This window comes from Pseudoflavonifractor sp. An184, from assembly GCF_002160305.1.
GTDB lineage: Bacteria > Bacillota > Clostridia > Oscillospirales > Oscillospiraceae > Lawsonibacter > Lawsonibacter pullicola.
Window position 1 is genome coordinate 45,843 of the sequence record NZ_NFKI01000014.1, and the last position, 23,293, is coordinate 69,135.

The 23,293-nt window shown below is 61.5% G+C and carries 19 protein-coding genes and 1 pseudogene; 13 read left to right on the forward strand and 7 right to left on the reverse strand.

Features of this window, described 5'->3' with window-relative positions:
• Window positions 1-575 precede the first annotated feature (575 nt).
• The gene (locus tag B5F19_RS06795; RefSeq protein ID WP_087289282.1) at window positions 576-1,418 is read left to right on the forward strand and encodes a helix-turn-helix transcriptional regulator; all 843 of its coding nucleotides are present in this window, start codon (window positions 576-578) and stop codon (window positions 1,416-1,418) included.
• 216 nt (window positions 1,419-1,634) lie between these two features.
• On the opposite strand, the gene argF is transcribed toward B5F19_RS06795, so the two are convergent.
• The 5 genes from argF to B5F19_RS06820 all read right to left on the reverse strand — a co-directional run bounded on the left by argF (window position 1,635) and on the right by B5F19_RS06820 (window position 8,339).
• Complete coding sequence (gene argF / locus B5F19_RS06800) at window positions 1,635-2,555, reverse strand: ornithine carbamoyltransferase (protein WP_087289246.1); 921 nt, start codon at window positions 2,553-2,555, stop codon at window positions 1,635-1,637.
• Window positions 2,556-2,571: 16 nt separating this feature from the next.
• Window positions 2,572-3,429 (reverse strand): acetylglutamate kinase, encoded by an 858-nt coding sequence (gene argB / locus B5F19_RS06805; protein WP_087289248.1) that lies wholly within the window; start codon window positions 3,427-3,429, stop codon window positions 2,572-2,574.
• Between the two features lie 35 nt (window positions 3,430-3,464).
• On the reverse strand, window positions 3,465-4,391 hold the full coding sequence (gene argC, locus B5F19_RS06810; RefSeq protein ID WP_087289250.1) for an N-acetyl-gamma-glutamyl-phosphate reductase: 927 nt from the start codon (window positions 4,389-4,391) through the stop codon (window positions 3,465-3,467).
• Between the two features lie 1,008 nt (window positions 4,392-5,399).
• Window positions 5,400-6,782, reverse strand: coding sequence for an argininosuccinate lyase (argH, locus tag B5F19_RS06815; protein ID WP_087289252.1), 1,383 nt, complete (start codon window positions 6,780-6,782; stop codon window positions 5,400-5,402).
• 339 nt (window positions 6,783-7,121) lie between these two features.
• On the reverse strand, window positions 7,122-8,339 hold the full coding sequence (locus B5F19_RS06820; RefSeq protein ID WP_087289254.1) for an argininosuccinate synthase: 1,218 nt from the start codon (window positions 8,337-8,339) through the stop codon (window positions 7,122-7,124).
• A gap of 309 nt (window positions 8,340-8,648) precedes the next feature.
• Here B5F19_RS06820 and B5F19_RS06825 point away from each other — a divergent pair, with 309 nt between their 5' ends.
• From B5F19_RS06825 to B5F19_RS06840, 4 genes are all read left to right on the forward strand, one after another.
• Window positions 8,649-9,620, forward strand: coding sequence for a hypothetical protein (locus B5F19_RS06825; RefSeq protein ID WP_087289256.1), 972 nt, complete (start codon window positions 8,649-8,651; stop codon window positions 9,618-9,620).
• A gap of 331 nt (window positions 9,621-9,951) precedes the next feature.
• Window positions 9,952-10,182 carry a helix-turn-helix transcriptional regulator gene (locus B5F19_RS06830; RefSeq protein ID WP_087289258.1) on the forward strand — a complete coding sequence of 77 codons (231 nt, stop codon included), beginning with the start codon at window positions 9,952-9,954 and terminating at the stop codon, window positions 10,180-10,182.
• Entirely contained in the window at window positions 10,169-11,146 is a 978-nt protein-coding gene (locus tag B5F19_RS06835; protein ID WP_140394178.1) for a hypothetical protein, read from the forward strand. The genes B5F19_RS06830 and B5F19_RS06835 overlap by 14 nt, the downstream gene beginning before the upstream one ends.
• Window positions 11,147-11,278: 132 nt before the next feature.
• Window positions 11,279-12,145 carry a glycerophosphodiester phosphodiesterase family protein gene (locus B5F19_RS06840; protein ID WP_087289261.1) on the forward strand — a complete coding sequence of 289 codons (867 nt, stop codon included), beginning with the start codon at window positions 11,279-11,281 and terminating at the stop codon, window positions 12,143-12,145.
• A gap of 84 nt (window positions 12,146-12,229) precedes the next feature.
• Here the strand turns inward: B5F19_RS06840 and B5F19_RS06845 are convergent, their stop codons facing one another.
• Window positions 12,230-12,616, reverse strand: coding sequence for a hypothetical protein (locus B5F19_RS06845; RefSeq protein WP_087289263.1), 387 nt, complete (start codon window positions 12,614-12,616; stop codon window positions 12,230-12,232).
• A gap of 559 nt (window positions 12,617-13,175) precedes the next feature.
• On the opposite strand from B5F19_RS06845, the gene B5F19_RS06850 reads away from it, so the two are divergent.
• A complete protein-coding gene (locus tag B5F19_RS06850; RefSeq protein WP_087289265.1) occupies window positions 13,176-14,348 on the forward strand; it encodes an AI-2E family transporter in 1,173 nt (390 codons plus the stop codon).
• A gap of 209 nt (window positions 14,349-14,557) precedes the next feature.
• On the opposite strand, the gene B5F19_RS06855 is transcribed toward B5F19_RS06850, so the two are convergent.
• A complete protein-coding gene (locus tag B5F19_RS06855; protein WP_087289267.1) occupies window positions 14,558-15,403 on the reverse strand; it encodes an AraC family transcriptional regulator in 846 nt (281 codons plus the stop codon).
• A gap of 258 nt (window positions 15,404-15,661) precedes the next feature.
• Here B5F19_RS06855 and B5F19_RS06860 point away from each other — a divergent pair, with 258 nt between their 5' ends.
• The 7 genes and pseudogenes from B5F19_RS06860 to B5F19_RS17920 form a co-directional block, all read left to right on the forward strand.
• Window positions 15,662-16,759, forward strand: coding sequence for a CoA-transferase (locus B5F19_RS06860; protein WP_087289268.1), 1,098 nt, complete (start codon window positions 15,662-15,664; stop codon window positions 16,757-16,759).
• Window positions 16,760-16,779: 20 nt separating this feature from the next.
• Window positions 16,780-17,583 (forward strand): glutaconate CoA-transferase subunit B, encoded by an 804-nt coding sequence (gene gctB / locus B5F19_RS06865; protein ID WP_087289269.1) that lies wholly within the window; start codon window positions 16,780-16,782, stop codon window positions 17,581-17,583.
• A 62-nt stretch (window positions 17,584-17,645) separates the two neighbouring features.
• Window positions 17,646-19,394, forward strand: coding sequence for a carboxyl transferase domain-containing protein (locus B5F19_RS06870; protein WP_343219421.1), 1,749 nt, complete (start codon window positions 17,646-17,648; stop codon window positions 19,392-19,394).
• A gap of 138 nt (window positions 19,395-19,532) precedes the next feature.
• A complete protein-coding gene (gene hgdC, locus B5F19_RS06875) occupies window positions 19,533-20,327 on the forward strand; it encodes a (R)-2-hydroxyglutaryl-CoA dehydratase activase HgdC (protein ID WP_087289273.1) in 795 nt (264 codons plus the stop codon).
• Window positions 20,328-20,383: 56 nt separating this feature from the next.
• Complete coding sequence (hgdA, locus tag B5F19_RS06880; protein WP_087289275.1) at window positions 20,384-21,847, forward strand: (R)-2-hydroxyglutaryl-CoA dehydratase subunit alpha; 1,464 nt, start codon at window positions 20,384-20,386, stop codon at window positions 21,845-21,847.
• Window positions 21,844-22,980: a (R)-2-hydroxyglutaryl-CoA dehydratase subunit beta gene (hgdB, locus tag B5F19_RS06885; RefSeq protein WP_087289277.1), complete on the forward strand. Its 1,137-nt coding sequence runs from the start codon at window positions 21,844-21,846 to the stop codon at window positions 22,978-22,980. Before hgdA ends, hgdB begins: the two co-directional genes overlap by 4 nt.
• A 193-nt stretch (window positions 22,981-23,173) precedes the next feature.
• A pseudogene (locus tag B5F19_RS17920) lies at window positions 23,174-23,293 on the forward strand (acetyl-CoA carboxylase biotin carboxyl carrier protein subunit); the annotation flags it as partial.

Below are 23,293 nucleotides of genomic sequence, written 5' to 3' on the forward strand. Positions count from 1 at the left end.
AAGCCGGTGCGTTGGTGAACGTACTGGGTTCATCGCTGGGCGATGGATAATAGTATGCGAATAACCGTTTTCTCTGCCGCCTGCGAAGCCCTGTTCACAAGTGGTAGGGATCGGTTTCACTGTTTCGCGTGGATTTTCGCGGGTTTTGATAATTGCACGCCGGACAGCGTACCCGCTTCGCTGTCCGGCGTATCGTGCTTTGATGGCGTTATCAGCATAAAAACGCCGGATTTTTCGTTGTTTTCACTTCCTTTGAAAATATCGCTGCATTTTGCCGTTCTCCCCGAATGCCGTTCCTGCCCCTGCCTTTTCAGCGGCGTATTCCGGCATTGGCACGCTCTCCCGTGCTTTCAAGCACATGGAGTCATGGCGCTGCTTCCCCTGCCGGGGGTATCCCATTCGGACGGTCATGTAATTTTCAAGGTGCTGTCGTCTCCCGACAAGTACAGTTTAACGAAAAATCGGGTCTGTTCCCGTATATCCAAGAGGTTGGAAAACGGGTGCGAAAAGCGGAAATTTCCACGCTTATAGAAATCTATGCTATAATGGGAAGCAGAACGAAAGGGGGCGCGGATATGAATATCAAATTGACGATCCCAGAGAGGCTCAAAGATTTGCGGATAGAGCGCGGTCTGACACTGGAACAGCTTTCCGAGGCGACGGGGATTTCCCGTGCAGCCCTCGGCAAATATGAGGCGGACGATTTCAAGGACATCAGCCCATTCAGCATCGCGGCGCTGGCAAAGTTCTACGGGGTATCCGCCGATTACTTGATGGGATTGACGGAAACAAAAAATCACCCAAACACAGAGCTGGAAGCCCTGCATTTGGGTGATAATGCGATTGAAGTATTGAGAGACGGGCAGTTCAACCACCGACTGCTGTCGGAGCTGATCTGCCATAAAGATTTTCAGCGGTTGATGCTGGATGCAGAAATTTATGTGGATCGTATCGCGGATATGCGCATCAACGACATGAACGCCGTGCTGGAAGCTGTGCGTCAGATGGTGCTGGCAAAACGAGAAGATAGCACGAACGACCTCTATCTCCGCACACTGGAATTGGCCCAGGTGCCGGAGGAAGAATACTTCGGTCATGTAGTCGCGGATGACCTGACCAAGATACTCCGCGATATTCGGGAAGCCCACAAGACTGACAGCACAACGGCAGACGAACCTTCCGCCGCCGCACAAGCCCAGCAGCAGTTGCAGACCGCCATGAATTTCGAGGGCAGCAGCGACGAAAAGAAGGCGAGGGCCTTTCTGGTGACCTTCGGCATTGACTATGATGCGATCACCAAAGAGCAGTTCGTTAATCTGATCGAGGTTCTGCGGCTGTCAAAGCACATGAAAAGCCCCATAAGCCAGCGGGGCAAAAGCAACATGACACACGGAAAAGGGAAAAGAAAGCGTAAATAGGCAAGAAAATACGCCGTATCCAGCAAAATCTGCTGAATACGGCGTATTTCTTCGTTGCCCAATCCTGCCTGACAGATGCCATAATCGTAATTCTTTCAAATCACTTTCTTATGAGCACCTGTCCCAGGCGGAGTGCATTTTTTTATAAAATTTTCATATTTCCCGCCTGCGCCCCGTCCCCTGGGGGACAGAGACGCAGGCGGGGGAGAGAAACGCTCAGTCCTCGCCGCCCATGAGCAGGTACATGACCGCCTTCTGGGCGTGGAGGCGGTTCTCCGCCTCGTCGAAGATCTCCTCGGCGTGCTCCTCGAACACGTCGGCGGTGATCTCCTCCCCCCGGTGGGCGGGCAGGCAGTGCTGCACCATGCACCCGGGGTTGGTGAGGGCCATCAATTCCTGGTTCACCTGATAGCCCACAAAGGTCTTCTCCCGGACGGCCTTCTCCTCCTCCTGGCCCATGGAGGCCCACACGTCGGTGAACACCACGTCGGCGCCCACGGCGGCCTCTTTGGGGTCCCGGCAGAGGGTGAACTGGAAGCTGGGGTCGCTCTGGGCAAAGGCCAGCACGTCCGGATGGGGGTCGTAGCCCTCGGGGCAGGCCACGGACACCTCCATGCCCACCTTCAGGCCGCCCACGATGAGGGAGTTGGCCATGTTGTTGCCGTCGCCGATGTAGCACATCTTCAGACCCTCCAGCACCGCCTTGTGCTCCCGGACGGTCATCAGGTCGGCCAGCACCTGGCAGGGGTGGCAGAAGTCGGTGAGGCCGTTGATGACGGGGATGTTGGCGTGGGCGGCCAGGGTCTCCACCTCCTCCTGGGCGAAGGTGCGGATCATGATGCCGTCGCAGTAGCGCAGGAGCACCCGGGCGGTGTCCTCCACCGGCTCGCCCCGGCCGATCTGGCTCTCCTTGCTGGAGAGGAACAGGGCGTGGCCCCCCAGCTGATACATGCCGGTCTCGAAGGAGACGCGGGTGCGGGTGGAGTTCTTTTCAAAGATCATGGCCAGGGTCTTGCCCTTGAGCTTGTCGTGGGGGATGCCGTGCTTCTGGCTGAATTTCAGCTGGTCCGCCGTGTCCAGGATCTTGAGAATCTCCTCACCCGTCAGATCCAGCAGCTTGAGCAAATCCTTTTTCATCTTCGGTCACCTCTTCTTAGTGGGTCAGCATGGTGCCGATGCCCTCGTCGGACAGCAGCTCCAGCAGAATGGCGTGGGGGACGCTCCCGTCCAGCAGGGTGGCGGACTTGACGCCGGAGCGCACCGCCTCCACGCTGAAGTTCACCTTGCCGGCCATGTCCGCCGGGATGGTCCCGTTGCGGATGAGGGCGGGCACCTGGGACAGGGGGAGCACCGGGATGGGCGCGTCGGGGGACTCGGGGGCGTGGAGCAGCTGCTCGGCCGCCACCAGGTGGATGAGCTTCTCCGCCTTCAGGGCCACCGCCAGCTTGGCGGCGGTGTGGTTGGCGCTGACGCTGTACACCTGGGTGGGGTCCTCGGCCCCCTGGGCGATGGTGGCCACCACGGGGGTGTAGCCCTTGGACAGGAAGTCCTCCAGAAGGCCGCCGTCCACCTGGACCAGCTCGCCGGTGCAGGGGTGGTCCCCGCCGGCGGATTTGGCGGTGAGGAAGCCCCCGTCAATGCCGCACAGGCCGATGGCCTTGGCGCCCAGCTTGTTCAGGGTGGCCACCAGGGTTTTGTTCACCTTGCCGCACAGGGTCTCCTGCACCAGGTCGATGGCACTCTCGTTTACCTGGGGGAAGCCGTCCACCACGGGCAGCTCCTTCCCGGCGTCCTTCAGGGCCTGGCGCACCTCGGGGCCGATGCCGTGGACCAGCACCACCTTGACGCCCACCAGGCGGAGCAGGGTGATGTCGGTGGCTACGGCGTCCCGCAGCTCCTGGTTCATGGCCACGCCGCCGCAGTTGACCACGACGATCTTGCCGTTGTAGCGCTGGATGTAGGGCAGGGCCTCGGTGAGAATGGTGGCCCGATCCAGATGGGTATTGGACATAGCGTTTACCTCCTAGTCAGATGTGGGAAAGCCGGTCACAGGGGAATCCCCGCGGTCTCGTCAAAGCCCAGCATCAGGTTTAAATTTTGAATGGCGGCGGCCGCCACCCCCTTGCCCAGGTTGTCGAACCGGGCGGTGAGCAGGGTCTGTTCCTCGTGCCCGCACACGGTGATCTCCAGGCGGCTGCTGCCGGCGAAAGCGCCGGAGTTCAGGCGGGGCCCCTGGCTCCCGAAGGGGGCCACGGACACCAGCGTCTGCCCCTCGTAGTAGGATGCGAGCATCTCGCATACGTCCTCTGCGGTGGGGTGCCCCTGAAGCAGCCGGTTCTGCAGGGGGACCGAGGTGGACATGCCGCTGTACATGTCGCTTAAAATGGGGGTGAACACCGGCGGGGCGGTGAGCCCGGCGATGTGCTGCATCTCGTTCAAATGGTTGTGCCGCAGCCCCAGGGAGTAGAGGCTGGGACAGGCCAGGGCCGGGTCCCGGTCCGGGTTCTGGAACTCAGCGATCATCTCCTTGCCGCCGCCGGAGTAGCCGGTGATGGAGAAGCAGGAGACCGGGTAGTCCGGGGGCAGGATGCCCAGTTTCACCAAAGGCGCCACGGTGGACAGGAAGCCCGAGGCGTGGCAGCCCGGGTTGGACACCCGCTTGGAGAAGCGGATGCGCTGCCGCTGGCCCGGGAGCAGCTCGGCGAAGCCGTACACCCAGCCCGGCTCGGTGCGGTGGGCGGGGGAGGTGTCCAGAATCCGGGTGTTGGGGTTCTCCACCAGGGGGATGGTCTCCCGGGCGATGTCCTCCGGCAGACACAGGAGGACCAGGTCGGCGGCGTTCAGAAACTTCTTTCGCTCCTCCACGTCCCGGCGCTTGTCCGGGTCGATGATGAGAAACTCCAGGTCGTCCCGCTGGGACAGCAGCTCGTAGATCTTTGCGCCCACTACGCCGCCTTTGCCGTCGATGAAAATTTTAGGTCTGTTCGTGGGTGTTCACCTCCTCCTACTTTTCTTAAAAGAAAAGTAGGCAAAAGAATTTTGTGCGAAACTGTGTTTCGCCTCTTCTCTCTCAGCCTTCCCCCTGGGGGAAGGTGGCTGGCCGAAGGCCAGACGGATGAGGGGGCAGGATTCGGATTGAACTGGTTGTGCACAGGGAAATTTCGCCGCCTGCGGGCGGCGAGTGACTTTGCCCGCGGCGGCAAAGTCACCAAAACGCCGCCGGGGACAGCTCCGGATGAGCACTTCGTGCTCATAGTCGCCTTTCCCCGGACCCCGTTGCGGGGAACGCGTACCTGCTGGATTTTGCAGCACTTCCGGCGCGCAAAATCTGAGTGGCTTTTATCGTTTCATTCCGGGCCACTGGGCCCTGAGTTTGCAAAAATTGCCGCCGTTGCGGTTCATCTTCTGCGCCTGGCTTTGCCGAGCCAACGCTCCCAGTTTGTTTTCCTCTGTATGGGCGGCCCCATGTGGCCGCCCGCCCTGAAAAGAGATTCCCAGCTTTGAATGTTTCCACCTATGTAGGGCGGGGGCTTGCCCCCGCCGTCTTTCAGGGACCGACTCTTTTTGTAGGGCGCGGCCTCCAGGACGCGCCGCTCCGTCCACGAATGGGCGGCCCAGTGTGCCGCCCCTACGGGAACCCAAAAGTATCTCCGCCGTTTCTCTAAGCCGTATTTGAGCCCCGCCGCAACAAAGGCGCGCTTTCCACCGGGAGAACTGCCACGTGAAGGTTATTGAACGCTCAGCGGCAGCGGTTATAGAAGGGAAACCAGTCAGCTGAGCTGTCCGCGCCTTTGCGATGACTGCCACGCCCGCCTAATTGGCGGCCCCCGTAAAACCGGGGGTCCAGGGGACGGGCGAATATGAGCGCGGAGCGCTCATCTGAGCCTGCCCCCTGGCGTCTTTTGGTTCCTTTTCCACGTGGAAAAGGAACTCGCCGCCGGGGCGGCGAAACTCCCTTTGCCCGAAAAGCCGAAGCGCAGCTTATTTCTTCCGCTGAGCAACAAACTCCTCGATGAGCTGAATCTGTTTGGTAACCGCCTCCTTGGAGGGGCCGCCGTAGACTTTTCTTCCGTTGACGCAGTTTTTCAGAGCCATGGCCTCGTAAACCCCCTCGTCAAACAGCTCGGAGATGGCCCGGAAGTCCCGGAGGGTGAGGGTGTCCAGGGTCTCGTGGTTCTTGATGCACAGGTTGACCAGGCGGCCCACGATCATATAGGCCTCCCGGAAGGGCATGCCCTTCTTCACCAGGTAGTCGGCGCAGTCGGTGGCGTTGATGAAGCCGCCGGCGGCCGCCCGCTCCATATTGTGGCGGCGGACCGACAGGGTGTTCACCATGGCGGCGAACACAGGCAGGCACTCCTCCACCGTGTCGATGGCGTCAAAGAGGGCCTCCTTGTCCTCCTGCATGTCCTTGTTGTAGGCCAGGGGCAGGCCCTTCATCATGGTCAGAAGGGTGATGAGGTCGCCGTACACCCGGCCCGTCTTGCCCCGGACCAGCTCGGCCACGTCGGGGTTCTTCTTCTGGGGCATGATGGAGGAGCCGGTGGAGTAGGCGTCGTCCAGGTCCACGAACTTGAACTCCCAGGAGCACCACAGGATGATCTCCTCGGAGAACCGGGACAGGTGCATCATCAGGATGGACAGGCTGCTCAAAAGCTCGATGGCGTAGTCCCGGTCGGAGACAGAGTCCATGGAGTTGTCGGTGGGCTTTTTGAAACCCAGGGCCTGGGCCGTCTGGAACCGGTCGATGTCATAGGTGGTGGTGGCCAGGGCGCCGGCCCCCAGGGGGCACTCGTCCAGCCGCTCCAGGCAGTCCTCCAGCCGGGTCACGTCCCGCTTGAACATGTTGGCGTAGGCCATCATGTAGTGGCCGAAGGTGGTGGGCTGGGCCCGCTGCAGGTGGGTGTAGCCGGGCATGACGGTGTCGGTGTGCTCCTTGGCCCGCTCCACCAGCACCTGCTCCAGGTTCAGGATCTGGTCGATGATGACGGGAATCTCCTGCTTCACATACAGCCGGGTGTCCACCGCCACCTGGTCGTTCCGGGACCGGGCGGTGTGCAGGCGCTTGCCCGCGTCGCCGATGCGCTGGGTGAGCAGGGTCTCGATGTTCATGTGGATGTCCTCGTTGTCCACCGAGAACTCCACCTTGTCGGCCTCGATGTCGGCCAGAATGGCCTTCAGGCCGTCTACAATGGCCTCCACCTCGTGCTCCTCGATGATGCCCTGCTTGCCCAGCATCTGGGCGTGGGCGATGGAGCCGGCGATGTCCTGCTTGTACAGCCGGGCGTCAAATTGGATGGAGGAGTTAAAATCATTCACTAAGGTGTCGGTCTCCTTCTGAAACCGGCCAGCCCAAAGTTTCATAGTACATTACCTCGCTTTATTTGAAAAGATAGGAGTGATGAGATAGGAGATAGGAGATATTGCGTCGTACAGCACAACTCCTATCTCCTATCTTCTATCTCCTATCTGAAAATTAGTTCAGTTTTCCCTGCTCCCGCAGCGCCTGAACGGTGTCGGGCAGGCCCCACAGGTTGATGAAGCCGGTGGCGTCGCTCCCCATCGGGCAGGCCCGATGGGGACCCCTTGTTTTTGAAATGCTCGGCGGAAATGAATTCCGCCTGCGCCAAGGTTTTGCTGGCGCAAAACGCTTGTGCGGCGCACCTGCGCCGCCCCCGCTTCGCGGGGCAGGACGACGCCGGATTATTTCAGTTTTCCCTGCTCCCGCAGCGCCTGCACGGTATCGGGCAGGCCCCACAGGTTGATAAAGCCGGTGGCGTCGTCCTGGTTGTAGTCGCTCTCCTCGAAGGTGACCAGGTTCTCGGAGTACAGGGTCTCGGGGGAGGTGACGCCGGCAGTGATGATGTTGCCCTTGTAGAGCTTGAGCTTCACGGTGCCGGTGACGTGCTTCTGGGTGTCCACGGCGAAGGCCTGGAGGGCCTCCCGCAGGGGGGTGAACCACTTTCCGTTGTAGATGAGGTCGGCGAAGTCCACCGCCAGCTTGGTCTTCATGTGCTTGGTGTCCTTGTCCAGGGTGATCATCTCCAGCACCTCGTGGGCCTTGTAGAGGATGGTGCCGCCGGGAGTCTCGTACACGCCCCGGTCCTTCATGCCCACCAACCGGTTCTCCACGATGTCCAGCAGGCCGATGCCGTTCTCGCCGCCCAGCTTGTTCAGCTTGCGGATGATGTCGCTGGCCTTCATCTTCTCCCCGTCGATGGCCACGGGCCAGCCCTTTTCAAAGTCCAGGGTCACATAGGTGGGGGCGTCGGGGGCCATGGCGGGGGAGACGCCCATCTCCAGGAAGCCCGGCTTGTCGTACTGAGGCTCGTTGGCGGGGTCCTCCAGGTCCAGACCCTCGTGGGACAGGTGCCACAGGTTCTTGTCCTTGGAGTAGTTGGTCTCCCGGCTGATCTTCAGGGGCACGTTGTGGGCCTCGGCGTAGTCGATCTCCTCGTCACGGCCCTTGATGTCCCACTCCCGCCAGGGGGCGATGATCTTCATCTCGGGGGCGAAGCGCTTGATGGCCAGCTCGAACCGCACCTGGTCGTTGCCCTTGCCGGTGCAGCCGTGGCAGATGGCGTCGGCGTTCTCCTTCTTGGCGATCTCCACCAGCCGCTTGGCAATCACCGGCCGGGCGAAGGCGGTGCCCAGCAGGTAGCCCTCATAGCTGGCCCCCATCATCATGGAGGGCACGATGACCTCGTCCACCATCTCGTCGGTGAGGTCCTCGATGTACAGCTTGGACGCGCCGGTCTTGATGGCCTTCTCCTCCAGACCGTCCAGCTCGTCCCCCTGGCCCACGTCGGCGGAGACGGCGATGATCTCGGGGTTGTTGTAGTTCTCTTTCAGCCAGGGGATGATGATGGACGTATCCAGGCCGCCGGAATAGGCAAGCACAATTTTCTTGATCTCAGACATGTTCGTTTCCCTCCAAATATATGAGTTCGGGCCCTGCGGAAGAAGGCCCGCCTCGGTCATTGGCAACAGTTTACCACTCCGGGCATGGAATTGCAACCCCTCTTTCGCATAATTATTCGAGTAAAGCCAAAAAAATTCCGTAAATATTGAATAAATATGAATACAAGAATGAATATTTTATGAAATCATGCAAAACACGGGAGCGAGAAGGGGTCCGGCAAAATCCATAAAATTATTGACAAACGATAATTTTATGATATACTACAATTAGAATTATTGTAAAACGATAATTTCTTAGGAGGGGTCCCTATGACGTGGAGACGAGGCGCGCTTCTGTTCTTTGCCGCCCTGGCGGGGGCGCTGATCCCGCTGATCCCTACTGTGCAGGTGGCCGGAGCCCTGACCGCGCCCATCGAGCTGGCCGGAGGCCTGCTGCGGGAGCTGTCCCTGTCCGGGCCGGGGGGAAATGTTCTGGCCTGGGCCATCGTTCTTCTGGCGGCTGGGCTGCCCCTTCTGCTGCTGGTGCTGCCTCCGAACCGGGGGCGGCGGCACTGGGAGGACATTTTTCTGCCTGCCAGCTCCCTGCTCCTGATCGGTCTGGCCTTCTGTGCGGTCAACCCCAGCTATTTGGACCGCTTTTTCGGTTCCACACTGCTGATTGCGGCCGCGGTGATATGGGTCTCCCTGCTGGTGTTCTGGGGGGTGCTCCGTCTGCTGCGGGGGATGGAGGAGGCCCCTCTGGAGAAGCTGTCCGGCGTGCTGCGGATTCTGCTGGTGGGCTGCGCGGCCCTGCTGGTGTTTGCAGCCGCATCCCGGGGGAGCGGGGCGGTGGTGGAGATCAAGGATTTTCAACAGGACTGGACCCTCTTTCTGGCGGTGGCGTCGGTCCCGGAGCCGTCGGGCCTGACGGGGGATCAGGCGTTGAATATCGCCCTGGCCCTGCCTCTGGTGGAGCTGATTCCCGACCTGCTGGGGGCCTGGATGCTCCTGCTGGCGGCGGATCTGACCACGGCGCTGGCCCGAGAGCCCTTTGGGGAGGAGAGCGTGGGGCGGTGCGTGACCACGGCCCGCTGGAGCCGCCTGGCTATCCAGGCCACCCTGGTGCTGACGCTGGGGGTCAATCTGGTGAAGCTGGCCCGATACGATTCCTTGATCACGGAGGTGAAGGTCTCTCTGGACCTGCCCCTGATCCCGCTGATCCTCTCCGCCGCCCTGTACCTGCTGTGCCGGTGTGTCCAGCGGGGACGGGAGCTCCAGGAGGACAACGACTCCATCATTTAAAGAGATAGGAGTTAGGAGATAGGAGATAGGAGTTAGGAGATAGGAGATAGGAGATAGAAGATAGGAGATAGGAGTTAGGAGATAGGAGTTAGGAGATAGGAGATAGGAGATAGAAGATAGGAGATAGAAGATAGGAGATAGAAGATAGGAGATAGAAGATAGGAGTTTTGAGTTAGGAATCAGAAGTTGGGAATTGAGCCAGCGCTGCGGCAGTTCTGGCGGGAATTCGGTTGGGGACGGTTCGGAAACAGGGGCAGAAGGCTGCATGACCCCGAAATATCTCCTATCTCCTATCTCATCACTCCTATCTCAACCACAGGGGGGTGGGGCTTTGGCTATTACGGTACATTTAAGTGAAATATTAAAGGAGCGGGGGATGACCGCCAAGGAGCTGTGCGCCCTGGTGGGCATCACGGAGGCAAATCTGTCCATTCTCCGCTCCGGCAAGGCCAGCGGCGTGCGCTTTCACACCATCAACCGCATCTGTTACTATTTAAATTGTGACGTGGGGGACATCCTGCGCTTCGACGGACGATTGGAGGACGACTATGAGGAGAGGTAATTGGATCTCTGGCGGACTGGCGCTTATCTTGATTTTCGCCCTGGCCGGGTGCAGTCTGGCCCAGCCGGAGAGGGAGGGGCCGGAACAGGACGAGTTCATCGGCTATCACCTGGTCTATGAGCCCATTCCCGGGGAGGGAGAGGTGATTCTGATCGAGGACGAAAATTGGGTGGAGTACGGCAGTGAGACTCTGGACCTGGGCGCCTATGGCTCCACTGAAATTCCTCAAAAGATTTTGATCGGGGAGCTCCAGGACAACGGGAGCTATCTCTTCCCCGGCAAGGAGGGGCTGAACTTCTTTTTTCCGGTTTACATGGCGGGATACGGGGAAAATGAACACGAGGTGCGACTCTCCTACTCCCAGCTGGAACTGACGCGGCAGTCCTCCCAGACGGAAGACGCCGGAGATTCTTACCGCTACGCAGGTGAGGCCTGCTACGGTCTGCCCCAGGGGGCGGCCGAGTGGCCGGAGGAGCCGGAGTACGGCTGGACCGCCTATGAGGTCTATCAGCGGGAGGACGGGACGCCCTTCGGGACCATCTATCTCACCGGAGACGGAAACCGGTACGCCGGAGCGGGGGGAGATTTTGGGTTTGGGCAGGAGCGGGTTCTGGCCGAGAAATTCAATGGGGAGACCTATCAGAAGTCCAGCCTGGAGCTCCAGGTGGACTTTCAGGCCATCCCCCGTATGGAGACCGTCACCCTCCAGCAGTACGACGGCGGCCATAGGCTTTTGACGGAGCACACCCTGTCCGCTCAGGAGGCGCTGTCCCTGGAGGATGGGTGGACCGTCCCCATGGCGGAGGGGACCGCCTATACCCTGATCGTCAAGAACAACGCCGATGGCACGGTGGACTATGAGATGTTTCCCGAGCCGCTGGATGAGAGGCTGCCCTGGGAGACCGAGCTGTGGTTTTTAAACGACGTGGGCATGGGCGTCCCGGTGACGGTGGAGCTGGAGTGAGCCGGGCGGCCTTGTTTGGAAAGAAGTGTGTGTTTTTTCTTAAATCCGCATAAAATATCCCAGCGCCCTCTTTACAAGCGCGGCCCGGCAATGATAAGATGGGACGCGAATGAATGAAAAAGGAGTGAGGGCATGGTGTGGCTTTGGGTGCTGCTGGCGTTTGCGCTGACGCCGGTGCTGGGCGGAACCTTTTGGGCGCTGGCGACGGAAGGGCGGCGGAACCACCCCAAGTGGGGCGTGTTCCGCAGTGTGCAGTACGCCCACCGGGGGCTCCATAACCGGGAGCTGGGCGTCCCGGAGAACTCCATGGCGGCCTTCCGCAGGGCCCGAGAGCTGGGGTATGGAGTGGAGCTGGACGTCCACCTGACGAAGGACGGGCAGCTGGCGGTGATCCACGATAAGAGCCTGAAGCGCACCGCCGGGGTGGACGCGGAGGTGTCCGACCTGACCATGGAGGAGCTGAAGCGCTGCCGGCTGGAGGGCACCCAGGAGACCATTCCGGCCCTGGAGGAGGCGGCCCGGCTGTTCCAGGGCGGACCCCCTCTGCTGGTGGAGCTGAAGGCGGACTACTTCGACGTGCGGGAGCTGGTGAAGAAGGCGGTGGCCGTGCTGGACCGCTGCCAGGTGGACTACTGCATCGAGTCCTTCCACCCCGGGGTGATCTTCTGGCTCAAGCGCCACCGCCCGGACATCTGCCGGGGACAGCTGTCCCAGAACTTCTGGCGGCACCGGGGGGAGCTGAAGGGCTGGCAGGCCTTCGCCATGACCAACCTGCTGTCCAATTTCCTCACCCGCCCGGACTTTATCTCCTTCCACTGGGCCCACCGCATGCTTCCGGCGGTGTGGCTGTGCCGGCGGCTCCACCGGCTGCCCGTGTTCTGCTGGACGGTGCAGAGCCGGCAGACCATGGAGCAGGTGGAGCGGGAGGGCTGTCTGGTGATCTTTGAGGGCTTCCTGCCCGCCGGGCGGCCGGTTCCCGCCGTCCCCAAGGCCTCCTGACCCATTAAAATAAAAATACCGGCGCCCGGCACAGAGCCGGGCGCCGGTTTTCCTTATGGGACTGTCAGACTGGATCGGTTTGAATCAGGCGTCCTTGGTGACGGATACCAGCTGGGCGGTGACGTCCTCGCTGTCCGGCTCCAGGGGGCCGGTATAGGTGACAGTGATCGAGTCGCCGGGGGCCAGGTCGGACAGGTCCGCGTCAGATTCGGAGAAATCAAAGCGGAAGTACAGGTCGTCCGAGATGAGAACCAGGTACTTCAAGTCGGTGTCAATCTGGTTCAGGGTTCCCTGAAGGGTGTACTCCTCGCTCTTCTGGCTGCTGGAGGCGTCCGGGTTGGACTGTGAGGACTGCGCGGACTGGTCGTGGCCGCCGGGCAGGTATTGGCGCAGCATGGAGCAGCTGGAGAGGGCTAAAACGGCGGTCAGGCCGACAGCGATCAGCAGACCGGATTTGAAGGGACGGTTCATAGAGATAGGTCCTCCTTTTAGGGATTCGGCGCATGGGATGCGCCTGCATCCGAAGGGTAGCATGGGAGGGAAATGAAAACAAGTAGTTTTCACGAATGCTAAGGAAATGTTAAGAGAACCTTCAGAAATAGGGCCGTTCCCAGGGAAAGCGGGGGATTCCCTCCACAGCCGGAAAACCTGAGGGGCGGTTCAGAGGGTCGGCATGCAGGTTCAAAAAAATTTCGATTTGGGGTTGACAAATTAGTTAGCATATGCTAATCTATGGGTGGTTAGAGACGAGAGAACAAAAAGCCCCCTCCTCACACCTCCCTGCTTTCTTCCCCACACCTCAGGCTTTTGGAAATCTCTCTGGCCACCAGACACCCAAAGGGACAGGCATCACCCTCTTGGGGCCCCGGCCGCGGACACGCGGCCGGGGATTTTTTATGTCCGCGGCCGGGAAGATACGCGGGGGCGGTATGTTGACGGCGGAAGGCGGGCATGGTATAGTGATAACGATTTTGGAAACAAGGCGCGTCCGGGAGAGCGGAACGCCGCCGGACCAGGAGGGAGCCGCAAAATGCCGAAACAATGGATGCGGAGCGTTCTGCTGATCATCACCTATACTGTTCTGCTGGTGCTGGGCCTGATGCGCAGCGACTGGATCTTCGGGCTGCTGGGACAGATCCTGTCCGGCTGCCGCCCGCTGTTCATCGGGTTTGCCATCGCCTTTATTCTGAACCGGCCCTGCGCCTTCTTCTGCCGGCACTATGAGCGCAATCTGGGGAAGCGGTGGAAAAAGCTGGGGAGGCCCCTGGCGGTGCTCACCTCCTATCTGGCCCTCATCGCGGTCATTGTGGCCCTGTTCTCCTTTGTGCTGCCCCAGGTGGTGGAGAGCATCCGGATGCTGGCCGGGAGCCTGGGGGGGTATATTGCCAACCTCCAGACCCTGCTGAACCAGGCGGCGGACTATCTGGACTGGGAGGCGGTGGACCTGGACCTGTCCAGCCTGAACCAGTATCTGCGGGAGTTCCTGAACGGCGTGCTGACCAGCGTGTCCAATGCGGCCACCCAGGTGGTGATGGTGACGGGGAACATCATCTCCATGTTTGTGACCCTGGTGCTGGCGGTGGTATTTTCCATCTATATGCTGGCTGGGAAGGAGAAGCTGCTCAGCCAGGGCCGCCGGCTGCTGCGGGCCTATCTGCCGGAGCGGTGGGCGGACCGGGTGAGCGATGTGATCCAGCTCACCGCCGACATCTTCTCCAGCTTTGTCTCCGGCCAGCTCATCGAGGCCTGCATCCTGGGCGGGCTGTGCGCCCTGGGCACTCTGTTCATTCAGCCGGATTACGCCGCCCTCATCGGGGTCATCATCGGGGTGTCCGCCCTGATCCCGGTGGCGGGGGCCTATATTGGCGCGATCCTGTCCGCCTTCCTGCTGGTGATGGTCAACCCGGTGCGGGCCCTGATCTTCCTGATCTTCCTGGCGGTGCTCCAGCAGATCGAGGGCAATGTGATCTATCCCCGGGTGGTGGGCACCTCCATCGGCCTGCCGGGCATCTGGGTGCTGGCGGCGGTGACCGTGGGCGGCGGGCTGTTCGGCCTGCTGGGCGTGCTCCTGAGCGTGCCGGTGGCCTCGGTGGTGTACGCCCTCATCAAGCGGGACGTGCGCCGCCGGCTGACCGAGCAGGGGGTGGCTCTGGAGGAGCCGGAGCCCTCTGCGCCGGAGCAGCCGGAGGAGAAAATCCAATAACCGCGCCAGCATCTCAAAAACCCTGTGCGGAACAAAATCCGTCTGGATCTGGGCGGGGGAGCTCGAGGGGGCGGCAGCCCGCCTCGAATGGGATCAAATGCCCCGGGCGCCTTGCACAGCAAGGCGCCCGGCAAGCGAAGCGCGGACTTTTGCGCCGCTGTGCGGCGTAAAAGTAACGGCATTTTTGCACATATTGACGTATTGGTGGGTTATTCCTTCAGGCTGCCGCCCAGGATGGGAGCGGCGTCGCTCCCCTGGTGCTCCCGGGCGTATCGGCCGGGGGAGGTGCCGGTGAGGTGGCCGAAGGTGCGGATAAAGTGGGAGTTGTCGGAGAAGCCGGACAGCTCCCCCGCCTGCTGGACGCTGACCCCCTCCTTCAGCAGCTGGCGGGCCTTGAGCACCCGGCTGTATATAATGTACTCCATCACGGAGAAGCCGGTGGCCGATTTGAAGATCCGGCACAGGTAGTGCTTGCTGAGATAGAACTGCCCGGCGATCAGGTCCAGGGTGAGGGGCTCGGACAGGTGGTCGCGGATGTAGTCCAGAATGGGGGCGACCCGCAGGAAGTCCTTGCTGCGGACGGCGTCCCCGGCGGAGGCGGCGTCCAGGATGGGGGCCACCTGGAGAAGCAGGTCCAGCAGGGCGATGGCCTGGTGGACGTCGCTGCCGAAGGAGCCGTCGTTCTTGTTGCGCTCCAGGGCCTGGAAGCGCTCGATGAGGGAGATCATCTGGTCGTTGGTCATGTCCGCCCGGAGAAAGGCGGACTGGGCCATCCGGCTGAAGTCGGTCTGGGGGGTGGACAGGGCGGACAGGGCCTTCCGGCTGATGTGGAGCACATAGCGGGCGTGAAAGCCGGTGGCGATGGTGCGGTGGAGGGTGTTTTCCCCGATGAGATAGAGGGTGCCCCGGCGCAGGGGATAGACCTGATCGTTGACAAAAATGTTGCCGGGACTGGTGAGGGGAAGGAAAAATTCACAGTAGTCGTGAAAATGCAGCCGGCTCATGCTCCAGTTGTCATTGTGGTTCAGCTGCAGGTGAAAGTCGATTTGGGTCATACCCGGTGGCCTCCGATGGGTAAATTGTACAATTCAGGCAAAAAAGCTGGAAAAGACTTGCTCTGATTTGTCGGCTGTGATATTATAGCACAGGAAGCGAAGATATGCAAACTTTTTGCCAAGTTCCCCAAAGACCGCTTGCATATCTTGTGCTACACTAGACCCTGATGAACCGCGCGTATCACTCTGGACCGCGGGGCGGTCCGCAGAAACCAACACCGTACATCAAAAACTATAAGTGTAATGGGGGTTTTATCTATGAACAAAGTATACACCTTGCACGACGCGGTCGCGAAATTCGTCGAGGACGGAGACTGCATCTCCTTCGGCGGCTTCACGACCAACCGGAAGCCCTACGCCGTGGTGGGCGAGATCCTGCGCCAGGGCCAGAAGGACTTCACCGTCTGGGCCGGCCCTGCCGGCGGCGACTGGGACATGCTCATCGGCGAGGGCCGGGTGAAGGCGTACATCAACTGCTACACCGCCAACTCCGGCTACACCAACGTGTCCCGCCGCTTCCGCGCCGCCATCGAGAAGGGCGAGCTGACCTATGAGGACTACTCCCAGGACGTGCTCATGCTTCAGCTGCACGCCGCCTCCCTGGGCCTGCCCTTCCTGCCCGTGCGCCTGATGCAGGGCTCCGGCCTGGTTAAGTACTGGGGCATCAGCGAGGAGCAGCGCAAGGCTCTGGACAAGGTGGACGACCTGAAGTGTGTGGAGATCGAGAACCCCTTTGAGCCCGGCCAGAAGGTCATCGCCGTCCCCGTGCCCAAGCTGGACACCGCCGTCATCCACGTGCAGAAGGCCTCTCCCGACGGCACCTGCATCATCGAGGGCGACGAGTTCCACGACGTGGACATCGCCGTGGCCGCCCGCAAGGTCATCGTCACCTGCGAGGAGCTGGTGAGCGACGAGTACATCCGCCGCGATCCCACCCTGACCAAGGTGTTCGGCGAGTGCGTCAACGCCGTGGTCCACTGCCCCTACGGTGCCTGGCCCTCTCAGTGCTACAACTACTACGACAACGACTCCCACGCCCTGAAGGAGTACGACAAGGCCTCCAAGTATCAGGACGCCGAGGATGCCAAGGTCCAGCTGGAGAAGGCCGCGGTCAAGGCCGAGAAGGCCGCCGCCGCCAAGCCCGAGGACGCCAAGCTGGCCGACGCCGCCGCCAAGGCCCGCAAGGCCGCCGAGGACGCCAAGGCCGGCGCCGCCATCCCCGAGACCTTCAAGGACTATCTGGACAAGTGGGTTTACAGCGTGAAGGACAACGACGAGCTGCTGGATAAGATCGGCGGTTCCCGCCTGATGCGGCTGAAGAACGAGCCCCACCTGGGTTATTCCACCAGACACTAAGAGTTGGGAGGTACATTACAATGTCTGATTACACCAAGTACACCAAACAGGAAATGCAGGCTTACGCCATTGCCAAGAACATCAAGGAGAATCAGATCGTCATCGTGGGCACCGGCCTTCCCCTGATCGGCGCCTCCCTGGCCAAGCGGGCCGTGTGCCCCTCCTGCCACCCCATCGTGGAGAGCGGCCTGATGGACTGCTCCCCCGTGGAGGTGCCCCGCTCCGTGGGCGACAACCGCTTCATGGCCCACTGCGCCGTGCAGTGGCCCAACGTGCGCTTCGTGGGCTTTGAGGCCAACGAGTGGCTGCACAACGAGGACCGCCTGGTGGCCTTCATCGGCGGCGCTCAGATCGACCCCTACGGAAACGTGAACTCCACCTGCATCTACGGCAAGGGCGACTATGTGAAGCCCCAGACCCGGTTCACCGGCTCCGGCGGCGCCAACGGCATCGCCACCTACTGCAACACCATCATCATGATGCAGCACCAGAAGCGCCGCTTCATGGAGAAGATCGACTACATCACCTCCTGCGGCTGGATGGACGGCCCCGGCGGCCGTGAGCGCGCCGGCCTGCCCGGCAACCGCGGCCCCCAGATGGTGGTCACCGACCTGGGCATCATGAAGTTCGACGAGGAGACCAAGCGGATGTACCTGGCTTACTACTATCCGTTCTCCTCCCCCGAGATGGTTCAGGAGAACACCGGCTTCGAGATCGACCTGTCCCGCGCCCAGCTGATGGAGGGCCCCGGTCCCGACATCATCAAGCTCATCCGCGAGGAGATCGACCCCGGCCAGGCCTTCATCAAGGTGCCGAAGGAGTAATTGACAGTCTCTTTTGACTTACTACTTTGAATTAGGAGGAAACGACATTGGGTAACTATTCTATGCCCCGCTACTTCCAGAACATGCCCACCGTGGGCAAGGCCGTCCGTGCCAACCCCGAGAACGTGGCGGAACTCAAGGCCATTGAGGAGGACATCCACGCCCAGATCGTGAAGGGCCTGGAGAACGGCAAGGCCGACGAGGCCATGAACGCCCGCGGCCAGCTCACCGCCATGCAGCGGGTCACCCTGCTGGTGGACCCCGGCACCTGGTGCCCCCTGAACAGCCTGTATAACCCCAACAAGAACAAGACCGGCACCACCTCCATCATCAAGGGCCTGGGCCGCGTCAACGGCAAGTGGTGCGTCATCATCGCTTCCGATAACAAGAAGCACGCCGGCACCTGGGTGCCCGGCCAGGCCGACAACCTGCTCCGGGGCAGCGACACCGCCAAGCGGCTGCGCATCCCCCTGATCTACCTGCTGGAGTGCGCCGGCGTGGAGCTGGATCAGCAGGAGCTGGTGTACCCCAACCGCCGGGGCGGCGGCACCCCCTTCTACCGCAACTCCGAGCTCAACCAGATGGGCATCCCCGTCATCGTGGGCATCCACGGCACCAACCCCGCCGGCGGCGGCTACCACTCCATCAGCCCCACCGTGCTGATCGCCCATGAGAAGGCCAACATGGCCGTGGGCGGCGCCGGCATCGTGGGCGGCATGAACCCCAAGCCCCATGTGGATATGGAGACCGCTCTGGCCCAGATCGAGGCCACCAAGGGTTTACGCGCCGATCCTCCCGGATCTGTGTCCATCCACTACGGCGTCACCGGCTTCTTCCGCGAGGTCTATCAGACCCAGGAGGGCGTCATCGAGGGCATCAAGAAGTACGTGGACATGCTGCCCAGCTATGACCTGGAGTTCTTCCGCGTAGACACCCCCCAGTCTCCCCTCATGTCCGATGTGGAGCTGTACGACCTGGTGCTGAACAACAAGAACCGTCCCTATGACATGTACTCCGTCCTGGGCCGCCTGTTCGACGGCAGCCAGTTCATGGAGTACAAGAAGGGCTACGGCCCCGAGATGATCACCGGCCTGGCCAAGGTGGACGGCCTTCTGGTGGGCGTGGTGGCCAACCAGCAGGGCGTGTTCCCCAACTACCCCGAGTACAAGATGGAGAAGTACGGCCAGGCCATGGGCGCCGGCGGCAAGCTGTACCGCCAGGGCCTGATCAAGATGAACGAGTTCGTCACCCTGTGCGCCCGTGACCGCATCCCCATGGTGTGGATTCAGGATACCACCGGCATCGACGTGGGCGACGACGCCGAGGTCGCCGAGCTGCTGGGCCTGGGCCAGTCCCTGATCTACTCCATCCAGAACAGCAACCTGCCCATGATGGAGATCACCCTGCGCCGCGGCACCGCCGCCGCCCACTACGTGCTGGGCGGCCCCCAGGGCAACGACAACAACGCCTTCTCCCTGGGCACTGCGGCCACCGAGATCAACGTCATGAACGGCAAGACCGCCGCCAACGCCATGTACACCAGCCGTCTGGCCAAGGACCAGAAGGCGGGCAAGGACCTGCAGCCCACCATCGACAAGATGAACGCCCTGATCGACGACTACGACGTGAAGTCCAAGCCGCTGTTCTGCGCTCAGGCCGGTCTGGTGGACGAGGTGGTGGATCTGCCCATGATGCGCAACTACATCGTGGCCTTCACCGACTCCTGCTATCAGAACCCCGAGAGCATCTGCCCCTTCCATCAGATGCTGCTGCCTCGGACCATCAAGGATTTCGACACCTTCAAGAAGTAAGCATTTCAGATGTGACCGGTTCCCGGGGGCGGAAGCGCGCCCCCGGGGGCCGGAGAGAGTCAGGGCGGTCCATGGAGGACGCCCGTGCCTGAGACGGCCGGCGCCCGACCAAATTTCATGTGTGGAGAATCAGAACGAATGAGTATTTATACGTTAGGAATTGACATCGGGTCTACCGCCTCCAAGTGCGTGATCCTGGCCGACGGCAAGGAGATCATCAGCAAGTCCCTGATCGCCGTGGGCGCCGGCACCAGCGGCCCCCAGCGGGCCATCTCCCAGGTGCTGGAGAACGCCGGCATGAAGGAGGAGGATATGGCCTTCACCCTGGCCACCGGCTACGGCCGCAACTCCCTGGAGGGGATCGCGGACTATCAGATGAGCGAGCTCAGCTGCCACGCCAAGGGGGCCAGCTTCCTGTTCCCCGACGTGCACACCGTCATCGACATCGGGGGCCAGGACGTGAAGGTCCTCCAGATTGAGAACGGCGTGATGACCAACTTTGTCATGAACGACAAGTGCGCCGCCGGCACCGGCCGGTTCCTGGACGTGATGGCCCGGGTGCTGGAGGTGAAGGTGGAGGAGCTGGGGGAGCTGGGCGCCCAGTCCACCAAGAATCTGGCCATCAGCTCTACCTGCACCGTCTTCGCCGAGAGCGAGGTCATCAGCCAGCTGGCTCAGGGCTCCGACAAGCGGGACATCATCAACGGCATCCACCACTCCGTGGCCAGCCGCGTGGCCGGCCTGGCCCACCGTGTGGGCGCCAAGGAGCTGGTGGTGATGACCGGCGGCGTGGCCCAGAACACCGGCGTGGTCAAGGCGCTGGAGGAGGAGCTGGGCCGGACCATCCACACCTCGCCTCTGACCCAGTACAACGGGGCCCTGGGGGCGGCCCTGTTTGCCTACGACCGTTATAAGAGAGCGCACAAGGATTAACCCCCGGGTGCGCGTGAGGAATTGATACTGCCTATCAAGTAGGGAGGAGATTTACTATGGCAAAAGAAGTTAGCCCTGGCGTAAAGGCTCTGCGCAAAGTCGTGGAGGACGTCTACGCCGACGCCCGGAAGGCCCATGCGGAAGGAAAGCTGGTGGGCTGGTCCAGCTCCAAGTTCCCCTGTGAGCTGGCCGAGGCCTTCGACCTGAACGTCATGTACCCCGAGAACCAGGCCGCCGGCATCGCCGCCAACCGCGACGGCGAGATCATGTGCAAGGCCGCCGAGGATCTGGGCTTTGATAACGACATCTGCGGCTACGCCCGCATCAGCCTGGCCTATGCCGCCGGCAAGCGCGCGTCCCGGAAGTTCGACCCCGAGACCCTGGAGTACATCATCGACCCCAACAGCGGCAAGCCCCTGAAGGACGAGAACGGCAAGGTGGTCATCGACCCCGAGACCGGCAAGCCCAAGAAGGACCCCAAGACCATGCAGCCCTACACCGTGCTGGATGACATCTATGAGATCGAGGCCCTGCCGGAGACCACCGAGAAGGAGATCGCCTACAAGAACTTCCGCCGTGAGGCCATCAAGCCCTACCGTCAGATGCGCATGCCCCAGCCCGACTTCGTGCTGTGCTGCAACAACATCTGCAACTGCATGACCAAGTGGTATGAGAACATCTGCCGGATGCGCAACATCCCCCTGATCATGATCGACATCCCCTACAACAACACCGTGGACGTCCACGACACCAACGTGGCCTATGTCCGCGCTCAGTTCGACGCGGCCATCCACCAGCTGGAGGAGCTCACCGGCAAGAAGTTCGACGAGAAGAAGTTCGAGCACGCCTGTGAGAACGCCAACCGCACCGCCAAGGCCTGGCTGCGGGTGTGCGACTACCTGCAGTACAAGCCCGCTCCTTACAGCGGCTTCGATCTGTTCAACCACATGGCCGACGTGGTGACCGCCCGCGGCAAGGTGGAGGCCGCCGAGGCCTTCGAGCTGCTGGAGAAGGACCTGGCCGAGGCTGTCAAGGAGGGCAAGAGCACCACGCCCTTCCCCGAGAAGTACCGCGTCATGTTCGAGGGCATCCCCTGCTGGCCCAAGCTGCCCAACCTGTTCAAGCCCCTGAAGGAGCACGGGGTCAACGTCACCGCCGTGGTGTACGCCCCCGCCTTCGGCTTCGTGTACAACAACATGGACGAGATGGCCCGCGCCTACTACAAGGCCCCCAACTCCGTGTGTATCGAGCAGGGCGTGGATTGGCGTGAGGGCATCTGCCGGGACAACAAGGTGGACGGCGTGCTGGTCCACTACAACCGCTCCTGCAAGCCCTGGTCCGGCTATATGGCCGAGATGCAGCGCCGCTTTACCAAGGATCTGGGCGTGCCCTGCGCCGGCTTCGACGGCGACCAGGCCGATCCCCGGAACTTCAACGAGGCCCAGTATGCGACCCGTGTCCAGGGTCTGGTGGAGGCCATGGAGGCCAATCAAGCGAAGAAGGAGGCCGAGGCGAAATGAGCACCGAGGTTTTGCTGAACGAGTTTAAAGAGTATTCCGAGCACCCCCATCGGGTCCTCTCCCAGTATAAGCAGGAGGGGAAGAAGGTCATCGGCGTTCTGCCCTACTACGCCCCTGTGGAGCTGGTGGTAGCCGCCGGCATGGTGCCCATGGGCATCTGGGGCAGCAACAAGAAGACCATCGCCCTGGCCAAGGAGTACTGCGCCACTTTCTACTGCACCATCGGCCAGCTGGCCCTGGAGATGCTGCTGGACGGCACCCTGGATCAGCTGGACGGCATCATCACCCCCACCATCTGCGACACCCTGCGCCCCATGAGCCAGAACTACCGTGTGGCCATGGAGGGCAAGCTGCCCTGCATCTTCCTGGCTCACCCCCAGAACCGTAAGCCCGCCTTCGGCCTGCAGTTCACCGTGGACCAGTACATGCATGTGAAGGGCGAGCTGGAGAAGATCGCCGGCAAGACCATCACCGACGACGACCTGCGCGCCGCCATCAAGGTGATGAACCGCAACCGCGCCGCCCGCCGCGCCTTCGTGAAGCTGGCCAGCGAGCACTGCGACGTGATCTCCGCCGTGAAGCGCTCCGCCGTGCTCCGCGCCGCCTGGTTCATGGAGCCCGATGTGTACGCCGAGAAGCTGGAGGCGCTCAACGAGGAGCTCTCGAAGCTGCCCGCCGCCGACTGGAAGGGCTGCAAGATCGTCACCTCCGGCATCATCTGCGACAACCCCAAGCTGCTGCAGATCTTCGACGACAACAAGATTGCCATTGCCGCCGACGACGTGGCCCAGGAGAGCCGCTCCTTCCGGGTGGACGCCAGCGAGGAGGGCGATCCCATGATGGCCCTGGCCCAGCAGTTTGCCGACCAGGACTACGACGTGCTCCTGTACGATGAGCACTCCAACCAGAACCGCCGCGGCGACTTCGTGGTGCAGATGGTGAAGGACTCCGGCGCTCAGGGCCTGGTGCTGTTCATGCAGCAGTTCTGCGACCCCGAGGAGATGGAGTATCCCTACCTGAAGAAAGCTCTGGACGACGCCGGCATCCCCCACATCAAGCTGGGCGTGGACCAGCAGATGCGGGACTTCGGCCAGGCCAGCACCGCCATCCAGGCGTTTGCCGACGTGCTGTAAGAGTTTGCGGCCTGCGCCGGAATTTCCCGGCTCAGCTTCTTGACAGATATCTTGCATAAATGCTACAATAAACCAAATGCGGTCCTCCGCTTGAAGGATTCAATTCAAGCGGAGGACCCGGGCAAAACGCATCCGGGTCCGGGACGGGGTCTGGATGACTTGCCATATTATTCAGAAAAGGGGAAAAACAACTATGAACTACAATGTCACCGTGAATGGCAAGGTTTACAGCGTCACCGTAGAGAAGACCGGCGCCGCTGCCCCCGTTGCCGCCGCCCCTGTGGCCGCCCCCGTGGCTGCCGCTCCTGTGGCT